This is a genomic window from Rhodococcus sp. T7, from assembly GCF_009872365.1.
Taxonomy (GTDB): domain Bacteria; phylum Actinomycetota; class Actinomycetes; order Mycobacteriales; family Mycobacteriaceae; genus Rhodococcus_F.
The window spans coordinates 1-16,828 of sequence record NZ_WXYH01000341.1; the positions used below are offsets into that span (position 1 = coordinate 1).

Sequence of the window (16,828 nt, forward strand, 5' to 3'; positions counted from 1 at the left end):
GTCGTACTTCTTCGGTGCAGGCATACCAGCATTCTCCTTGTTAGATCAGGAGTCTCCACCTCGTCCAGGACGGTTCAAACATCACGGCCGGGTGGCTGACCTGGTCAGCACGCACACCACCGAGGCCGAACGGGCGGCGCTGCGAGCCCAGCTCACCGAGGGCGACCAGGACCTGATCGACCGCATGCTCGACCGGAGGCTGGACGCATGAGTATCCCATCACACCCGCTCAGGCATGAGGCGCCGAGACTGGTCGACCCGACCCCGGACACCCCGGTCTTTCCCGCCGACCGCGCGCGGCCTGGCACCCGCGAGGCCGACATCCCGCGCTTCGGTGAGCTGCGCTGGCAGCTGGCGGCCTTGGCCCACGGCGCCGCGGGACGTTCGCTGACCGTCGACTGGGAGGGTGTCCCGGTATGTCTGCGGGCCGGGTTCATGCGCGCGGGCTGGGCAGTGATCAACCTTCCGACGCCGGACATACTGCTTCACCGCTCGGGTTCGTCCACCCGGCCGAGGCTGTCAGCGGGCAGCCTCAAACGCACCTTCTCGGCATGGAGGGGCTTCGCCCAGTGGCTGGACCAGCACCAGGTCACCTGCCTGGGGCAGATCGACCGCGTTGTGCTGGAGAAGTACGCGCAGTTCTTGGTCGAGCGTGGACTCACGCACGGCCCGGTCACCACCGAGATGTTCGCCATCACCAGGCGCCGAGGAAGCCGGTCTGCGGTGCAACAAGCTGACCCACAAGCACACCGGGCTGAAGGACCTGTTCTACGCGCTCGTGCGATCCCAGGACCACCGCCCCAAGATCGCCGACGGACTGCACGCCGACAACGATCAGCTCCGCACGAAACTCGCCGACCTCCGCGCCGAACACACCCGGCTCACAGACCAGGTCGCGACCTACGCCCGCGTCATCCACGTCCTGGAAGTGGAAAACGCCCAACTGCGCGAGCAAAGCCAGACCAACGACGTCGTCCGCCCACTGCAACGACACACCCACTGAGCCCCGAGCTTGGTCTCAGCACGCGCATAGTCGGTTCGGACCCGAGCGAGGAACAGAACTTGATCGACAACACGCGCAGACTTGACACGGAAGGTCACTTCCGCTCCGACCCCTCCTACCTGCCCGAGCTGCGGGATTACCTCGACACCCTGCTGCGTGACCGCGAAAGAGTCCGTGCAGCTACCGAACTCGACGACTGGGCCCGCGACGAGGCGGTGCCGTCGGAAGCGGAGATCACGAGGCTGAGGCAGTCGATCCGCCGCGTCCAACACGAGCTTGACGCACTCACCGAGGACGAGCGTGGACAGATCGAAGAAGCCGTTCGGGTAGTGCGTCGCACCCGACAGACCGTGCACCTCGGACTACCCACCACCGGGCCGCAAACGCTCGACCCACACCTCGAAACGCACTCATGACCTCGAACTCCACCGAACATCTGATCGCGGCCCGCCGCGGCGACAGCAACCGTCGACGGCAAAGAGTCCTCGACGCGCTTTCCCGGCTCCGCACCGACGGGGCGGAGATCACAATCTCTGCCGTCGCTCGCACCGCGAGAGTCGACCGCTCGTTCCTCTAATCGCCACCACGATCTCCGAGCCCAGATCCTGACAGTCGCCGCCGAACCTGAGCCGCCACCGTCGAGCACCCGCACCAGCTATCGGTCACTTCTGGCCGATGTAGCCAACCTGCGGGCACAAAACGAACGACTACGGCAGCAGAACACGAAACTCGCCGACAGACTCTCCGAGGTTCTCGGCGAACAGGTTCTCCACGGCGCCGGTCTCACCGGACACGACGAAATCGGCACCCTCCGGGAGCGGGCCGCCGAACTCGAACAGCAGCTCCTCGGCAGGAAACACGAGCTCCAGGACCGCGACGACGAACTCGCAGCCGCCCGCGCCACCAACCGAGACCTGATGGCAACCCTCAACGGCCGACCACAACCACCACGTGCCCAACCTGTAGTGCACACAAGCAGGCCGCTGACCAGCACAAATATGATTTCTGAACAAAAAGTTCCCGAGAGAAGCGTTGACCTGCGGTTTCGCGTAGCTTTCTCACCCTTCTGTCGGTGGCTTTTCTCATCGAAATGTCGCTTTCCTCGGCCGGCGGGGAGCTTCCACCGCTCGGCGCCGCCTGCCGGCCATCCCCATGAGTCGCTGACCTGGAGATTCGTTGGTCATCCGGTTCGCCGCCGACGAATTGGCGACAGAATAGTGAGAAGAGCGAAAAGTAGCGTGAGAACCTACAACACCAGATCCTACTCGGGTGTCACATCACGTGCCGTGCCCGCATGTCGGCGAAAACCGATGCCACGCGTACGACGTCGCCGGTCGTGGGTGCGTGGATCATCTGCCCGTTTCCGATGTAGATCGCGACATGCCCGGGACCGTTCGCACTCCAGTTCCCGAACAGGAGGTCGCCGGGTACTGCCTCCGACAGTGGGCGCTCGACTCCTACGTTCCATTGGGTTTCGGAGGTGCGGGGGAGTGTCACTTTGCCTGAGGTCGCGGTGTACACCGCGTACGAGGTCAGGCCGGAGCAGTCGAACCCGCCCTGGGAGGGGCCGTGAATGTTGCCGCCGCCCCACACATACGGAAGGCCGAGGAAGTTCATTGCGCTCTCGACGACCCGGGCGCCCAGCTCGGACAGGGCAGGTCCACCAAAGGGGGAGAGCAGCCGCGCGAAGTAGTCCTGGGCCGCGCGGATCTTCGCGACGTACGGTTTCGTCTGATTCTCGTAGTCGGGGCTACCCGAGGGCATTCCCCCGGAGGCGAGCACGGCACCAACCCCGGCATTGTATCCGGCGATCGCGAGATCGAGCGTGTCCCCGCGAACTCGTCCTTGGTGCTTCCACGTGTCGATCTGGTTGTACATGTCGCACAAGAGATGTCCTGACGCCATGACCGAGTCCGCGACGCCGAGAATATCGGCGGTGCCGTCGCCGTCGGCGTCCTTGCCGTAGGTGCGCCAGGTGCCGTCCATGAACTGGCCGGGACCCTTGGCGCCGACGGGTGACACCGGTGCGGTGGCACCGTAGCGGAATCCGTTCTCCGCCGAATACAGGGCCGCCAGTGTCGGCGCCGTGATCCCGTCACACAGTGCGCCGGCCTTGGTCAGCCACGGCACAAAGGTGGCGAACGCGTTGCCGGGGGCGAAGGTGAGGCGGGGCAGCACGCTGCTGGTCGGTGCGGCAAACGCGGTGTCGAGGGCGTTTGTGTTTGCCCAGCTCGAGACGCCGGAACTGTCGGTATTGCCGGGCTCGGGTACGACATCGCTGTCGGCCGGTGGCTCGGGCGCCGCCGGGGACGGATCCGGGCGTGGCGGCGCGTCGGCGGGTGGGAGCGGGAGCGGGGGCGCGGGCGGGGATTGAGGAGGAATCACCCCGGACAACGCCTGCGCGGCATTGTCGATCCCCTGCTGCGCAAACTGCTGTACGGGGGCGGGAAGCGTCGCCATCACGTCCCCGACCTGCTGATCCAGGGCCGGTGCTGCCTGTTCGACGACGGCCAGGGTGTCGGTGACCTGCGTTTCCACCTCTGGTGGCAGGTTAGTGCTGTTCGCGGCGCCACCGGCGGCGATCACGATCGCCGCAATGATGGCGGAGGGGTCGGACATCTTTCGCTCGTTTCTCTACATCGGACAGTCGTCTTCGAGTTCCGGTGCCGGGCTAGCTCGTGCCATGACTTCGGTCACGGGGCGCTCCAATCATGGACATCAACGGCGCCGAGTTCCTCAGTAGCGGAATCGAAATCGCTGTAGAGCTCGTGTTCGTCGAAACTTTCCTGGATCGCGATCTGGGCGCTCTCGGGGAGGGTGTGCATGATGTCGCGGACGCGTTCCTGGCGGCGGGCGACGGCCTGGCGGAACGGCATCCCCGGTGTCGCCTTCATCTGCGGGACGATGCCCTCGACGTCGTCGACCCCGCCGGCGTGGTGGCCGGCGTCGACCATCGCCTGTTCGGCGGCCATGGTGGCCTCGTCCTTCTCCTCGGACATGCCGATCGGGCCGATCATGGTGCCGTTGAGGAACTGTTTGACCACCGGCTCCTCACTGGTGAGCAGCACCTCGCGGGGGCCGAACATCACCAGCTTCCGCCGGAAGAGCATCCCGATGTTGTCCGGCACCGTGCGGGCGAGGTTGATGTTGTGCGAGACGATCAGGATCGTCGCGTCGATCTCGGCGTTGATGTCGATCAAGGTCTGCGAGATGTAGGTGGTGCGCACCGGGTCCAGGCCGGAGTCCGGCTCGTCGACGAGGATGATCTGCGGGTCGAGCACCAGGGCGCGGGCCAGGCCGGCGCGCTTGCGCATACCGCCGGAGATCTCGCCGGGCAGCTTGTCCTCGGCCCCGAGCAGACCGACGAGTTCCATCTTCTCCATCACGATCTTGCGGATCTCGGACTCGGACTTCTTGGTGTGCTCGCGCAGCGGGAACGCCACGTTGTCGTACAGGTTCATCGAGCCGAACAGGGCGCCGTCCTGGAACAGCACGCCGAACAGCTTGCGGATCTCGTACAGCTCCTTGGACGAGCACTCGAGAATGTTGGTGCCGTCGATCACGATCGACCCCTGCTCCGGGCGGAGCAGACCGATCAGCGACTTCAGGAACACCGACTTACCGGTTCCCGACGGGCCCAGCAACGCGCTGACCTCACCGGCCGGCAGGGTCAGCGACACGTCCTGCCAGATCCTCTGCGAGCCGAACGACTTGGTCAGGTCGCTGACTGAAACTTCGACACCCATCGAGTCTTCCTTACGTCGATTCGTGAATTTTCGGGAAGGGATACATCACGCAGTCGGTGCTCCGCGGTTCACACCGGGGACATCTCGGTGATCTGCCAGGAATCTCCATCGCGGTGCAGCGACACCTGAACGCGGCTGCCGTCCAGCTTGGGGGCGGGACTGTCGGTACTGGTCGTGGACTGATTGAGAAACATCAGCACGGTGGCAGCGTCAGCGGAGGCCGAGACAACCGAGGACTCCACGACGGTGGCCGAGGTGACCACCTGCCGCTGCTTCGCGGACGGAATGATGACGTCCTTGCTCACGCTCTCGAACTGAGTGCGGAACTCACCCCCGAGGTGCTCGAGCGAACCGGTGAAGTGGTCGTCGACCGTGTTGAAGTCGTAGGACAGGATGTCGGGAACCAACTGCGCGGCCTGCGTGAGCGCCTGCTGCCGGGTGTCCTCCTGGCTCCGGCCCTCGTGTGCGCGGATCGTCAATGTCACGCTGCCGACTGTCACCGCGACCGCCAGCACGCCGAGGCCCGCGACCAACAGTGTGCGTTTACGGCTGCTCCACGTGTCGAAGAGCGAGGAGATGCGAGCGATGTAGGTAATCATGCGACGAACTCCACATCGGAAACGAGCCAGCGACCGTCGACGAGGTCGAGGGTCAATTTCATGCGGTAGACCCGCATCTCACCGTCGGGGGCCTCGGTGTTCTTGACCGTCGACGTCACTGCCGCGAGGACGGTGGCGTGATCGTCCGACGAGTCGATGATGCCGGCGGACTTCACTTCGCCGGTCGACTCGACCTGACCCTGATTCAGTACATCCCCGAAACCCCCCGAGGACGTGGCGAACTGGTCGTGGAACGGTCCGGTCGTGCCGTCGGCGACCTTCTTGATGTCCTCGTCGACGCTCTGGTGACGGAGGGTGACCAAGTTGGTTGACATTTGGGTGGCGGTATCGAGGATGGAGACATCACGGGCCGCGGCGGCGTCCGTGGTCCGCCAGTCGCTCCACGATCTCACCCCCCACACCGAACCGGCCAGCACGATCGCACCGAGGAACACGACCGCAGCGAGGATGAGACCGCCGCCCCGCCGTCGTGCGGGGCCGCCGGAGTCCTCGGCGGCGTCCGTCGATGTTTCGGGTGGTCGTTCGGGTCGATCGAGGACGTTGTCGTCGTCGATCGTGTCCAGTGCTAGCGCAGCAGCAGACTTTGCCATGTCAGTTCCTCCTCGGACTGGGTTGGGGATGTGGCGTCGATGGAGTACAGGGCGCCGTCTGGGGCGCGGAAGGCGCCGGTGATCGGGTCGTAGGGAGCGGTGGCGACCGCAGGGGCCTGCCGGCTGGACCAGGCCGCCGGGGTCGCCGCGACAGGAGCCTGCTGAGAGTTGTCCGACTGCTGCGGCTCCGGCGCTGCTGTGGGCGGCGCGGGCGGTGCGCTCGGTGCAGGGGCGTAGGGCTGCCCGGGCCGGGCCAGCATCTGCGGCCAGCTCGAGGGCAGACCGCCGGGGCATTCGCCGACCTCCGCGGTCCGCACGGAGGGGTCGGTGGCGCAGGGAAGGTTCCGGGCACCGCGCACCACACGCGGCTCGTTTGGCGGCAACGTACAGTACGAGCTGGTGGCGGGCTCGGCCGGCGAAAGATCGCTGGGATCGCGCCGCTGTGTTTCCTCATAGCCCTCGGTGCAGGGCAGCGGGTTGGCGGTGTTGCCCAGTTTGATATCGAGGGGGCCCTGACCATACGTGCGGTCCGCGCCTTGCACACCCTGATGCATGTGATTGATCGCGGCGGACATTGCCGGGTAGATCACCAGGATCTGGCGGATACCGGGAACGTTGACTCGCAATACCTCTCCGACGCTCTGCAGATTCGCCAGCAGCAGCGGCAGCGACGGCTGCAGGTCGGCGAGTGTTCCGCCGAACGCATCAAAGAAGGCAGGACCGTTGTCGAGGGTTCCCCGGATCTGGGCGTCGTTCATGGTCAGCTGCTCGGTGAACGAAGCCAGGTCGGTGGAGAAACGCGCGATATCGGGACCCGCTGAGTTCACCGCCGTCAGAACCGGTTCCGCGTCGGTGATCAGGGTAGTGGTCGGGCCCAGGTTGGCCTGGGCGAGGGCGATGAGCGGGCGGGACGAGTCGATCAGACGCGAGAGGGTGGGACCGGCGCCGTCGAAGGCGGCGTAGGCCTCGTCGACCGTGGTCTTCAAGTCGTCCTTCGGCAGTCCCTCGAGGAGGGTGCTGACCTCGTCGACGACCTGCGCTGCCGATACCGGCAACGTTGTCCGGGACCGATCGATGACGTCGCCATCGGCCAGGAACGGACCCTGGGATGTGGGCGGCACCAGATCGACATACTGTTCGCCGATCGCCGAGACGCTGCGCACGTAGGCGTCGGTCGATTTCGGGATCGGGTGGTCCGAGTCCAATTGCAGGTGCACGGTCACGTGATCGGGGGTCACGTCGAGCGACCTGACCACACCGACATCGACGCCGCGATAGGTGACGAGCGCGCTCGCGTACAGGCCGCCGGCGCGTTCGAGTTCGACATCGACCGAGTACATTCCGATACCCGAGAGCCGGTTGAATCCCATGTAGCTGTAGACGGAATTGGCGACAGCCACGACCGCGACAAGGGTGAAGATCACGAGTTGGGCTCGGACCAATTTCGAGCGCATCAGCGCTGACCTCCCTGCGGTTGGGGCGCCCCGGCGGCTGGGGTCGCGGCCGGAGGTGCACTCGCGGGCCGCTCGGTGGGAACGAGTAGCGGGTTGGCCGCCTGCCGCGCCGGGTTCAGTCCCGCCAGTTCGGACACCGGGATGCTTCCGAGGACCTTGCCGCCCACGGTCTCGGCAGTCAGATCGAGGGTGAGGAACAAATTCACGTAGTCGCCTCGGATCGCCCGATCCGTGGTTTCGACCGGGAACGGAAGCGTGGCAGCAATCTTGAGGGCCTCCGGGATGGAATCGCCTACCGAGGCGAGATGGCTCAGGGTCGGCTGTAGTGCAGTGAGATTGGCGTGCAGATCCTCGCGGCTACTGTCAAGGACCTTGGTCGCGACCTCCCCGAACTGGCCGACACTGGTCAGCATTGTCGTGAGCTGCTTCTGCTGATCGTTGAGTACCTGTGCCGCTGGGGTGATCGTCTCGATACCGCGATCGAGGGTGGCGTTCTGCGCCGCGAGCTCGGCGCCGAGCCGGTCGAGTCCATCGATCGCCCGGACGATATCCGCGCGTTGTTGGTCGAGGTTTCCCACGACGGTCTCGAGGTTGCCGAACAGCTCGTGCAGGTTCTGCTCCCTGCCGTCGAGCACCCGAACGAGTTCGGAGGTGACCGTGCGGATTTGCTGCAGTCCACTGCCATTCAGTACCAACGACAGTGCCGACAAAACCTCTTCGGTCGACGCGTACTGGCTGGTGCGGGCGATGGGAATGACGGCGCCGTCCGCCAGCGTCCCGACCGGTTGTTCACCGGAGGGAACCGACAGCTCCAGGTACTGGGAACCGAGAACACTGGTCTGCGCCAATTTCGCACCGACGTTCGCCGGGATCCGTGCGTCCGCGCGCAGTTCGAGTGTCAGGCGCGCGATCCAGTTCTCCCCACCGATGCTGGCGATGTTTCCGACGATCACATTGTCGGCTTTCACGGGGGAGTTGCCGACCAGATTCTGAATATCGGCCAGCTCGACCGTGACTTCGTAGGTGTCACCGCTGATGGCGTTACCGGGCAACGGGATCGAGTTGATTCCGTCGAAGCGGCACCCGGTGGCAGTCACCGCCACACCGAGTGTCAGGGCGGTGCAGGCACTCAATTGCCTGATCGAGATCATCGTGTTCCTCCGCTCGGTGCCGGTGCCACCGCTTTCTGGACCAGTCCGGTGGCGAGCGCACCGGTGGCTTTGGAACATTCGTCGGCCGGCGCATTGGCCGTGGTGAGCAGTGCGCAAATCAGCGACCGGGGGTCCGGCGGAAGGTCGGAGACTGCAATCGCGGCCGTCAGCGAGTTCGAGTCGGGATCGTAGATGTTGTAGAAGTTCGACAGTGAGGTCGGCGCAGTGTGCAGGATCGAGGCGAGGGTGTCTTCCCGGTCGACGAGCTGGCGGGTGAGGTCGGTGAGCTTACCGACGTCGGTGGTCAGTGCCCCCCGGTTGTTCTGAAGGAACGCGGTGACCTCGTTGAACGTGGCGAGCATGCTGTTGAGCAGGGCGTCGAGCTCGGTGCGGTTGTCGTTGAGCATCGACGACGTCGTGGCCAGTTCACGGCTGAACGCGGTGATCTGCTGTTCGTTGGTGGCCAACGCCGAGGTGAAGGTCTGCAGGTTTCGGACGGAGGCAAACAGATCCTCTCCGCCTTTGCTGAGAGTGCTAGTGGCGTCGGAGAGCTGTACCAGCGAGTCGTGCAGGGTTTGCCCGTTCCCGCGGAGAGCATCCGCGGTGTTCGTCACGAAGCGGTTGAGCGAACCGTCGGGGTCCTCGGGTGTGCGTCCCACGTCCTGTGCGAGCTTGACGACCTGTTCCTTGACCTCGTCGAATTCGACTGGAACTGCGGTGCGCTCGACGGGGATCGTCTGCCCGTCTGCCATTTTGTCGCCGCCGACGTAAGCGGGGGCAAGTTGGATGTATCGACCGGTGACCAGAACCGGGGCGACAATGGCAGCTTTGGCGTCGGCGGGGACGTCGTACTTTCCGTCGTAGCTGAATTCGACGCGGACCTGGTCGCCTTCGGGCACGATGTCGTTGATCTGGCCGACCTCGACGCCGAGGATCATGACACGGTCGCCGACATAGAGTCCGCTCGTGCTGCGAAAGAAGGCGGTGATGTGGTGCGTGGAGTGCCCGGTGACCCAGGCTCCGGTGCCCAGTACCAGGGCGGCGACGATCACCACGAGAAGCAGAATCTTCGCCGGCACGCGCGAGGTGGTCCTCGTGGCCATCATCGGGGACCTCCGAGGCTGCCGGGGACCTGACCTGCCAGGTTCGCGGGAAGGATGTTGTGCAGGAGAGCGCTGAAGAACGGTCCGCTGCCCACGACGTCGCCGATCTGCTGGGCGTAACGCTCGAGTCCGGTCAGGGAGGCGTTGATGTTGTCGTAGTTGTTATTCAAGGTCGTGACCAACGTGTCCATCTGTTCGAGAGTGGGTGCAAGTGTGGCCTCGTTGTCCCGCTTGAGGGCGGTGAGTTCGTCGGCGATCTCGCGGGTTTGTACGAGGATGCGGTGGATGGAGTCGGCGCGCTGATTGAGCGAATCGAACAGGGACTGACCCTGCCCGAGTAGCGCGGCGACACGCTGACTGCGCTCGGCGAGCACTGTGCTCACCCCGGCGGTGTTGGTCAGTAGGTGCCGTAGGTCGGCGTCCCTACTGGCCACCGTCTCGGACAACCGGGACAGGCCGGTCAGCGAGGACTTCAGGTCGGGTGGCAGGGCCTCTTCGACCGCGGAGAGTTGGTCGAGTGCACCGGACAAATCGACGGTGTCCGTCTTGGAGACCTTGTCGGTCACTTCCTCGAGCGACCGGGTGACGTCGTAACCGGACGTGGTGCGTGAGACCGGGATCGTGTCGCCTCGCCCCAGCTCCCCCTCTCCCTCCGGGGTCAGTTCGATGTATCGGCGCCCGAGTGCGGTTTCGACCTTGATGGCAGCACGAGTGTCGTTGCCCAGGCGCGCGTCGCCGCTGTCTGCGTCGAATTCGACTTCGACCTTGTCTCCGTTGAGGGAGATCTCCCGCACCTTGCCCACCTTGACGCCGGCGATCTGGGCGGTGTCACCCACCACGAGGCCGCTGGCGTCAAGGAACTCAGCGTGGTACGTCTTCGGACCGATGCCTGGGATGGTGTCGAAGTTGAGTGCGACGGCGAGGACGCCGACGAGGACGAGGGTTCCGATCACACCGAGTCGGATCGGGTTCCGTTCGAGGAACGACTTGGTTGCCATCACTTGCACCTTTCGGCGGGCGCGGTGAACATCGGCGTGACTCCGCCGGGGCCCTGCGCGTACTTGATTGCCAGTCCGCACACGAACAAGTTGACGAAGCTTCCGTATCCGCCTGCCCGCGCGGTCAGCCGGTAGGTCTCGGGAAGCTTGCTCAAAACGAGATTCACGGTGTCGGTCTGTGCGTTGAGCTGGCCGGCCAGGTCACCGAGCGCGGACACATCCTGGGCGATGGGCGGCCGGTTCTCCGTGAGAACGGTCGCCATGGCGTTCGAGGCGTCGTCGATCTGGCCCAGCGAGTGGCTGATCAAATCCCGGTCGTCGTTGAGGCCGGCGACCAGTTGCTGTAGTTGGTCGACCAGGGTTGCGAACTGGTCGCGTCGGTTGTTGACGGTCCCGAGCACGGCGTTGAAGTTCGCGATGACCTGGCCGATGGCCTGGTCGCGGTCGGCGAGTGCATTGGTGAAGGTGTCGATCTGGGAAATCAGCTGGCTGATGCTTGCTTCCTGCCCGTTGAGAACCTGGATCAATGACGCGGATAGTTGGTTGGTCTGGTCCGGATCCAGGCCCTGGAGCAGGGGACGAAAGCCGTTGACAACCTGGTCCAGATCCAACGCAGCCGTTGTCTGAGCGAGTGGTATCGGAGCCTGGAGCGGACTCGGGTCGAAGGAACCCGGGGACAGGTCGACATAGCGGTCGCCGATCAGATTCTTGTACTTGATCTTCGCCTCGGTCGCCGCGGTCAGCGGGCGCTCGGTGGAGAGAGAGAAGGTGACCAACGCCGTGCCGTCGGAGTTGACCGAGACGTCGGTGACCTTACCCATGGGCACTCCCGCCACACGCACGTCTGAACCGCTTCCGAGGCCGGATGCGCTGGTGAAGACCGCACTGTAGGCGTGCGTGCTGCCGAAACGGAGGTTACCGACAACCGTTGCGACACCGAATCCCGTCAGGGTGGTCACCAGTACGAAGATCAGCAACTTCAGGCTGGGCGAAGTCTTCGTCATCGCAGACCTCCTAGGAAGAACTGCGCGAAGGGGTTTCCGATCAGATCCATCGGGGTCCGTGCGGGTCGGTAGGCGGCACTGCCGTCATCGAAATCGGTGTGTCCCTGCGGCTGTGACCAGTCGTCGCAGGCGACGGGCCCATCGGCTCGCACCACCGGGAGGTTGGCCGGATTCGTGTACGGCGGATCTCCCATCAGCAGGGTGCCGAGGATGTTCAATCCGGGCTGATCACTACCTCCGAGGGTGCGTTCGAGGTAGGTGTTGGTCTGCACGAGGCTCTCGACCAGGCAGGGCAGTGTCGGCGCACGCTGCGCCAGCAGTTCGGTGGTCGGGGCCAGGGAGGACAGCGACTCGGTCAGCGGGGTCCCGCTGGTCTCGAAGAAGGAGCGTCCGCTGTTGCCGAAGCTGGTGAAGCTGAGCAGGAATGCCTTGAACTGGTCTTGGCGGTCGGTGAGGGTCGTCGCCGTCGTGCTGGCCTGGTCGACCGTTTCCATCACGTCCGGTGCCGCGGCTGCGAGGACGTCGGTGGTCTCGGCTCCGCGCACCAAATCGCGCCGCAGGGTGGGCAGGCTGTTGTTGAAGCTCGCCAGGTAGGTATTGAGTTCGACCAGAGTGTCACCGAGCTGGTCGCCGCGGCCGTGTAGCGACGTGGCGAGTGCGTTCAGCGTTCCGTTGACCTTCTCCGGTTCCACCGTCCGTAGCACGGTGACCAACGACTCGAGAAGGTCGTTCACTTCCGTGGCCACCTGGCCCGTCGAGAGGACCGTGCCGGCCGAGATAGTCTCCGGCGAAGGTGATTCCGGCGGGTCGAGTGTGACGAACTTGCGGCCGAACAGGGTGGTGGGGTCGATCGCGGCGGAGACATTCGCGGCGATCGAGTGTGCACGTCCTTTGTCGATGTCCATGGAGATCTCGGCGTGCCCGTCGACCAGCTTGACGCCCGTGACCCGGCCGACGACGACCTCGCGCATCTTCACGTCCGAGCCGGGTTCGAGCATCAGGCCGGCCCGGGTGGAATAGAGCTTGACCGGAACAGCGGAGGTGAAGCTTCCCCGGTAGACGGCGATTGAAGTCGCGGTCGCGAGTGCTCCGACTGCGACCATGACGAGACCGAGTGCAACGTAGGCTCGTCGGCTGCGTTCTGCAAGGTGTCCACTCATGTCAGCCCGACACCCTCACTGCCCCAGCGGAGCCGCCATAGACCGCGATACCGATGAGCAGGTCGATCACCATGATGGAGATCAGCGACGTCCGGACTGCCCGGCCGACCGCGACACCCACACCCGCCGGACCACCACTGGCGTTGTACCCGTGATAGCAGTGCACGCACATCACCACCACGGACATCGCGAGCACTTTCACTGCCGACCAAATCACATCGCTGGGAACGAGGAAGACGTTGAAGTAGTGCCAGAACGTTCCTTTCGCCTCCCCGATCATGTAGACGGTGACGAGTTGGGTCGCGGCGTAGCCGACGAACAATGCCACCGAGTAGAGCGGGATCACCGCGATCACCCCGGCCATCACGCGGGTCGTGACCAGGTAGGGGAGGGAGGGGATGGACATGGTTTCCATCGCGTCGATCTCCTCGCTGACCCGCATGGCGCCGAGTTGTGCAGTGAATCCGGCACCGACGGTCGCGGTCAACGCGATGCCGGCGATCGCCGGTATGGCCTCCCGGGTATTGAAGAATGCGGAGATGAATCCGGACAATGCGCCGATTCCGACACGGCCGAGAGAGGTGGCCCCCTGCTGGCCGACCTCGTAACCGACCGCGGCGGTCAGCAACGAGATGACCATGAGCGTCCCGCCGATCACCGCCAGCGCTCCGGTTCCCATGCTCACTTCTGCCAAGAGCCGGACCGTTTCGGCGCGATAGCGGCGGAATGTTCGCGGAATCGCCGCGATCGTGTGGTTGTAGAAGGAGAACTGTCGGCCCATCTCCTCGAGATGGCTGACCGGCGCATCAATCACCTTGAGCGCGACGGCACGGGCTCTCCGGGTACCCGAAGGCTGGTTCGATTTCGACACGAGCTTCCCGTCGTCGGTTACGTGCGGATTCTGCAAAGAGTTCATAGGTCGTCAGTGCATTGCCAAGGTGGTGATGATCGAGTTCGCCAGAAACAGCAGCAGGAAGCTGAACACCACCGTCTGATTGACAGCATCCCCCACGCCTTTCGGCCCGCCCCTCACGTTCAGGCCGAGATGGCAGGCAACCAACCCGGCGAGCATGCCGAATACGGCAGCCTTGATCTCGGCGACGAAGAAATCACCGAGACCGGTAATGATGGAGATTGCCGTGACGTACTGCCCGGGTGATGCGCCCTGCATGTACACGGTGGCGATGTAGCCGCCGACGAGGCCGACGGCCGACACGAGGCCATTGAGGAAGATCGCGATGAAGGTCGACGCCAATACCCGCGGAACACAGAGACGGTGAATGGGATCGATGCCGAGGACTTTCATCGCGTCGATCTCCTCGCGGATGGTTCGCGATCCCAGATCCGCGCAGATCGCCGTAGAACCGGCGCCGGCCACCACCAGAACAGTGACGATGGGGCCGATTTCCCGGACGATCGCGACACCCGCGCCGGCGCCGGCGAGATCGACCGCACCGATCTCAGCGAGGAGGATGTTGATCTGGTAGACGAACATCATGCAGAACGGGATTGCCATCAACAGCGCGGGCATGATCGACACACTGGCGATGAACCAAGCCTGCTGGAGGAACTCCCGCAGGTGAAACGGCCGCTTGAACATGCAGCGATACGTCTCGAGCGAAGTCGCGTAGAAGGCGCCCACCGCGCGTGGCGCCACCCGTAGTGCTGCCCTCGCCTTGGCGCTTCTTTCGCCAGGCGTGACCGATCTGTCCAGCAGTTGCACGTTAGTCCTCCGTGCTCATGAATTGGGTGCCCGAATGTGAGCCACGCCAATTCGATGTGTTCAGCATGAAGCCCGATAGGCGTTGGGAGAGCCGTGGGGAGAGCGGGGAAACGGCCCCGCGATCACAGCTTTCGCGGGGCCGTTTCCGCATGCACATGGGTAGAACCGGTCACCCCACATTCGTGATTGTCAGCCTGCCGTCCGCGTGGTCCGCGCGCAGCAGCTTCTTATCGAACTTTCCCACGCTGGTACGGGGGACCTGCTCGATGAACGTCCACTGTTCGGGCAGCCACCACCGTGGCACCTGGTCGGCGAGCCACGATTGCAGCTCCTTCGGAGCAATAGCCGCTCCCTCTCGCAGCACAATGACTGCGAGCGGACGTTCCTGCCACTTCGGGTCTGGCACTGCGATCACCGCAGCCTCGAAGATATCGGGGTGCCCGATCAGGATGTTCTCCAGTTGCACCGAGGAGATCCACTCGCCACCGGACTTGATCACATCCTTCGCCCGGTCCGTCAAGGTCAGGAAGCCTCCGCGGTCGATGTGACCGACGTCGCCGGTTCGCAGCCAACCATCGTGGAACCTGTCCTCGTCCGCCACCTTGTAATACGAGGCGGCGACCCAGGGTCCGCGAACCTCCAACTCGCCCACAGCCTCGCCATCGTGCGGCAACACCGCGCCGTCATCTGCGACGATTCGCATCTCGACTCCACACACGGCGCGACCCTGTGTCGACCGCACGCGCCAGGCCTCTTCGGGGGAAGCCCCCACCGGCGGCCGTGCGACCGAAGCAAGCGGCGAGGTTTCGGTCATTCCCCATGCCTGCAAGACGGTGACCCCGAGCTGCTCCTCGAATGCCTCCATCAACGAGCGTGGCACCGCAGATCCGCCGCAGGCCACCAGCCGCAGCGACGAGAAGTCCAATTGAGGATTCTTCTCGGCATGCAGGAGAACGTCGTTCCAAATCGTTGGCACCGCACCGGCTACGGTGGGCCGCTCCGTGTGGACCATCTGCGTGAGCGGACCTGCTTGCAGAAACCGGTCCGGCATGAGCAATTCGGCGCCCGCCATCAGCGCCGCGTAGGGCAGGCCCCACGCATTCGCGTGAAACATCGGCACGATCGGCAGGACGCGGTCGGCCTCGCAAATACCCAAGCCGTTTCCGGTGCATGCCGCCATCGAGTGGAGATACATGGATCGGTGGCTGTACACCACGCCCTTGGGATCACCTGTGGTGCCGCTGGTGTAGCACATCGCCGCTGCGGAGGTCTCGTCCACTGTGGGCCAAGGATATTCATCCGATTCCCCGGCTAGTGCCTCTTCGTAGCGAAGCACCTCGGGACCTTTGCCGTCGAGCGCCGAAACGTCGCCTTCGCCGGTGACCAGCACCGTCCGTACCGACTGCAAATCGGGTAGTACGGGCGCGAGCAGGGGCACCAGGGACGAGTCCACGATGATGACTCTGTCCTCCGCGTGGTTGGCGACGTAACGGATCTGTTCTGCGGAGAGCCTGATGTTCAGTGTGTGCAGTACGGCGCCCATGGCGGGGACGGCGCAGTACGCCTCCAGATGTTCCTGGTTGTTCCACTGGAAGGTGGCCACCCGATCATCCCCGGTGACTCCGAGGCGTCGCAGGGCAGAGGCCAGGTTTGCACACCGCTCACCGATCTCGCGGTAGCTCGAACGGCGGAAACCCTGTTCGGTGGCGCTGATCACCCGCCTGTCGCCGTGCACGCCGGCGGCGTGATGGAGTATCGACGCCACCGACAGGGGAGCGCTCTGCATCGTGCCTTGCATCAGTTGGATTCCTTGTGGACTCGGCGTGCGGTATCGCTGGTCATTTCTGCTGGAGGTCGCTGCGGCCGTCGGCCTCGAGCATCGCCCTGTACGCGGGGAACAGCAGTTTCGCAGTCGGGACGAGCTTGAGGATCTTCTGCACCGGACCCTTGGTCCGCACCTGGCCCTTGGCCATTGCCACCGACAGGTTCACTTTGCCCTGCCAGAATCCATTGCCCGTGTCCGCGGACATGAACAACTCGACATCCGGCTTGATATCGGTCGCGCCCGCGAACACCTTGCCGTTGGGCAGGTCGACCGTCACGGTCGCGTCGGGGTCGGTGTAATTGATCTGCAGGACAACGCCCGACGCGGAGAGCTTGGGTCCGATCTCGGGATCTGCCAGTCCCTTCTCGAAGACCCCGCCGATGTACTTGTGGACCTCTGCATCGTTCTTGAATACGCCCATGAGAATGATCCTTTCGTGTGTTTGACGTTG

At 64.4% G+C, this 16,828-nt stretch carries 19 protein-coding genes; 4 read left to right on the forward strand and 15 right to left on the reverse strand.

The genetic code is table 11. From position 1 onward, the window contains the following. From MLGJGCBP_RS52135 to MLGJGCBP_RS50735, 4 genes are all read left to right on the forward strand, one after another. Positions 1-211 (forward strand): hypothetical protein (locus tag MLGJGCBP_RS52135; protein WP_236581483.1); only part of this gene is annotated, 211 nt, incomplete at its 5' end. Between the two features lie 441 nt (positions 212-652). Beyond that, the gene (locus MLGJGCBP_RS31825; RefSeq protein ID WP_007297922.1) at positions 653-1,003 is read left to right on the forward strand and encodes a hypothetical protein; all 351 of its coding nucleotides are present in this window, start codon (positions 653-655) and stop codon (positions 1,001-1,003) included. Between the two features lie 59 nt (positions 1,004-1,062). After that, a complete protein-coding gene (locus MLGJGCBP_RS31830; RefSeq protein WP_007297923.1) occupies positions 1,063-1,419 on the forward strand; it encodes a hypothetical protein in 357 nt (118 codons plus the stop codon). Beyond that, complete coding sequence (locus MLGJGCBP_RS50735) at positions 1,416-1,580, forward strand: hypothetical protein (RefSeq protein ID WP_007297924.1); 165 nt, start codon at positions 1,416-1,418, stop codon at positions 1,578-1,580. The genes MLGJGCBP_RS31830 and MLGJGCBP_RS50735 overlap by 4 nt, the downstream gene beginning before the upstream one ends. A gap of 130 nt (positions 1,581-1,710) precedes the next feature. Here MLGJGCBP_RS50735 and MLGJGCBP_RS31835 read toward each other — a convergent pair whose 3' ends face one another. The 15 genes from MLGJGCBP_RS31835 to MLGJGCBP_RS31905 form a co-directional block, all read right to left on the reverse strand. After that, positions 1,711-1,947, reverse strand: a complete 237-nt coding sequence (locus MLGJGCBP_RS31835) for a hypothetical protein (protein ID WP_236581485.1) — start codon at positions 1,945-1,947, stop codon at positions 1,711-1,713. Positions 1,948-2,275: 328 nt separating this feature from the next. Next, positions 2,276-3,622, reverse strand: a complete 1,347-nt coding sequence (locus MLGJGCBP_RS31840; protein ID WP_007297926.1) for a C40 family peptidase — start codon at positions 3,620-3,622, stop codon at positions 2,276-2,278. A gap of 74 nt (positions 3,623-3,696) precedes the next feature. Next, positions 3,697-4,749 (reverse strand): ABC transporter ATP-binding protein, encoded by a 1,053-nt coding sequence (locus MLGJGCBP_RS31845; RefSeq protein WP_012686926.1) that lies wholly within the window; start codon positions 4,747-4,749, stop codon positions 3,697-3,699. Positions 4,750-4,817: 68 nt separating this feature from the next. After that, entirely contained in the window at positions 4,818-5,348 is a 531-nt protein-coding gene (locus MLGJGCBP_RS31850) for a hypothetical protein (protein WP_007297927.1), read from the reverse strand. After that, the gene (locus MLGJGCBP_RS31855; protein WP_007297928.1) at positions 5,345-5,959 is read right to left on the reverse strand and encodes a hypothetical protein; all 615 of its coding nucleotides are present in this window, start codon (positions 5,957-5,959) and stop codon (positions 5,345-5,347) included. Before MLGJGCBP_RS31855 ends, MLGJGCBP_RS31850 begins: the two co-directional genes overlap by 4 nt. Next, entirely contained in the window at positions 5,935-7,413 is a 1,479-nt protein-coding gene (locus MLGJGCBP_RS31860) for an MCE family protein (RefSeq protein WP_007297929.1), read from the reverse strand. Before MLGJGCBP_RS31860 ends, MLGJGCBP_RS31855 begins: the two co-directional genes overlap by 25 nt. Further along, a complete protein-coding gene (locus MLGJGCBP_RS31865) occupies positions 7,413-8,564 on the reverse strand; it encodes an MCE family protein (RefSeq protein ID WP_007297930.1) in 1,152 nt (383 codons plus the stop codon). The genes MLGJGCBP_RS31860 and MLGJGCBP_RS31865 overlap by 1 nt, the downstream gene beginning before the upstream one ends. Then, positions 8,561-9,670: an MCE family protein gene (locus MLGJGCBP_RS31870; protein WP_012686927.1), complete on the reverse strand. Its 1,110-nt coding sequence runs from the start codon at positions 9,668-9,670 to the stop codon at positions 8,561-8,563. The genes MLGJGCBP_RS31865 and MLGJGCBP_RS31870 overlap by 4 nt, the downstream gene beginning before the upstream one ends. Beyond that, positions 9,667-10,665 carry an MCE family protein gene (locus MLGJGCBP_RS31875; protein ID WP_007297932.1) on the reverse strand — a complete coding sequence of 333 codons (999 nt, stop codon included), beginning with the start codon at positions 10,663-10,665 and terminating at the stop codon, positions 9,667-9,669. Before MLGJGCBP_RS31875 ends, MLGJGCBP_RS31870 begins: the two co-directional genes overlap by 4 nt. After that, positions 10,665-11,669 carry an MCE family protein gene (locus MLGJGCBP_RS31880; protein ID WP_007297933.1) on the reverse strand — a complete coding sequence of 335 codons (1,005 nt, stop codon included), beginning with the start codon at positions 11,667-11,669 and terminating at the stop codon, positions 10,665-10,667. The genes MLGJGCBP_RS31875 and MLGJGCBP_RS31880 overlap by 1 nt, the downstream gene beginning before the upstream one ends. Beyond that, complete coding sequence (locus MLGJGCBP_RS31885; RefSeq protein WP_012686928.1) at positions 11,666-12,829, reverse strand: MCE family protein; 1,164 nt, start codon at positions 12,827-12,829, stop codon at positions 11,666-11,668. Before MLGJGCBP_RS31885 ends, MLGJGCBP_RS31880 begins: the two co-directional genes overlap by 4 nt. A 1-nt stretch (position 12,830) precedes the next feature. Further along, positions 12,831-13,610: an MlaE family ABC transporter permease gene (locus tag MLGJGCBP_RS31890; protein WP_148222682.1), complete on the reverse strand. Its 780-nt coding sequence runs from the start codon at positions 13,608-13,610 to the stop codon at positions 12,831-12,833. A gap of 141 nt (positions 13,611-13,751) precedes the next feature. Then, positions 13,752-14,552 carry an MlaE family ABC transporter permease gene (locus MLGJGCBP_RS31895; protein WP_012686930.1) on the reverse strand — a complete coding sequence of 267 codons (801 nt, stop codon included), beginning with the start codon at positions 14,550-14,552 and terminating at the stop codon, positions 13,752-13,754. Between the two features lie 169 nt (positions 14,553-14,721). Next, positions 14,722-16,350: a fatty acid--CoA ligase gene (locus MLGJGCBP_RS31900; RefSeq protein WP_007297937.1), complete on the reverse strand. Its 1,629-nt coding sequence runs from the start codon at positions 16,348-16,350 to the stop codon at positions 14,722-14,724. Between the two features lie 40 nt (positions 16,351-16,390). Continuing rightward, a complete protein-coding gene (locus tag MLGJGCBP_RS31905; protein WP_007297938.1) occupies positions 16,391-16,798 on the reverse strand; it encodes an SCP2 sterol-binding domain-containing protein in 408 nt (135 codons plus the stop codon). Positions 16,799-16,828: the final 30 nt, after the last annotated feature.

Excerpts from the sequence above, each read along its gene's own strand:
- MLGJGCBP_RS50735 (WP_007297924.1), top strand. The coding sequence starts at position 1,416 with ATGACCTCGAACTCCACCGAACATCTGATCGCGGCCCGCCGCGGCGAC.
- MLGJGCBP_RS31840 (WP_007297926.1), bottom strand. The coding sequence starts at position 3,622 with ATGTCCGACCCCTCCGCCATCATTGCGGCGATCGTGATCGCCGCCGGT.
- MLGJGCBP_RS31845 (WP_012686926.1), bottom strand. The coding sequence starts at position 4,749 with ATGGGTGTCGAAGTTTCAGTCAGCGACCTGACCAAGTCGTTCGGCTCG.
- MLGJGCBP_RS31850 (WP_007297927.1), bottom strand. The coding sequence starts at position 5,348 with ATGATTACCTACATCGCTCGCATCTCCTCGCTCTTCGACACGTGGAGC.
- MLGJGCBP_RS31855 (WP_007297928.1), bottom strand. The coding sequence starts at position 5,959 with ATGGCAAAGTCTGCTGCTGCGCTAGCACTGGACACGATCGACGACGAC.
- MLGJGCBP_RS31860 (WP_007297929.1), bottom strand. The coding sequence starts at position 7,413 with ATGCGCTCGAAATTGGTCCGAGCCCAACTCGTGATCTTCACCCTTGTC.
- MLGJGCBP_RS31865 (WP_007297930.1), bottom strand. The coding sequence starts at position 8,564 with ATGATCTCGATCAGGCAATTGAGTGCCTGCACCGCCCTGACACTCGGT.
- MLGJGCBP_RS31870 (WP_012686927.1), bottom strand. The coding sequence starts at position 9,670 with ATGATGGCCACGAGGACCACCTCGCGCGTGCCGGCGAAGATTCTGCTT.
- MLGJGCBP_RS31875 (WP_007297932.1), bottom strand. The coding sequence starts at position 10,665 with ATGGCAACCAAGTCGTTCCTCGAACGGAACCCGATCCGACTCGGTGTG.
- MLGJGCBP_RS31880 (WP_007297933.1), bottom strand. The coding sequence starts at position 11,669 with ATGACGAAGACTTCGCCCAGCCTGAAGTTGCTGATCTTCGTACTGGTG.
- MLGJGCBP_RS31885 (WP_012686928.1), bottom strand. The coding sequence starts at position 12,829 with ATGAGTGGACACCTTGCAGAACGCAGCCGACGAGCCTACGTTGCACTC.
- MLGJGCBP_RS31890 (WP_148222682.1), bottom strand. The coding sequence starts at position 13,610 with ATGGGCCGACAGTTCTCCTTCTACAACCACACGATCGCGGCGATTCCG.
- MLGJGCBP_RS31900 (WP_007297937.1), bottom strand. The coding sequence starts at position 16,350 with ATGCAAGGCACGATGCAGAGCGCTCCCCTGTCGGTGGCGTCGATACTC.
- MLGJGCBP_RS31905 (WP_007297938.1), bottom strand. The coding sequence starts at position 16,798 with ATGGGCGTATTCAAGAACGATGCAGAGGTCCACAAGTACATCGGCGGG.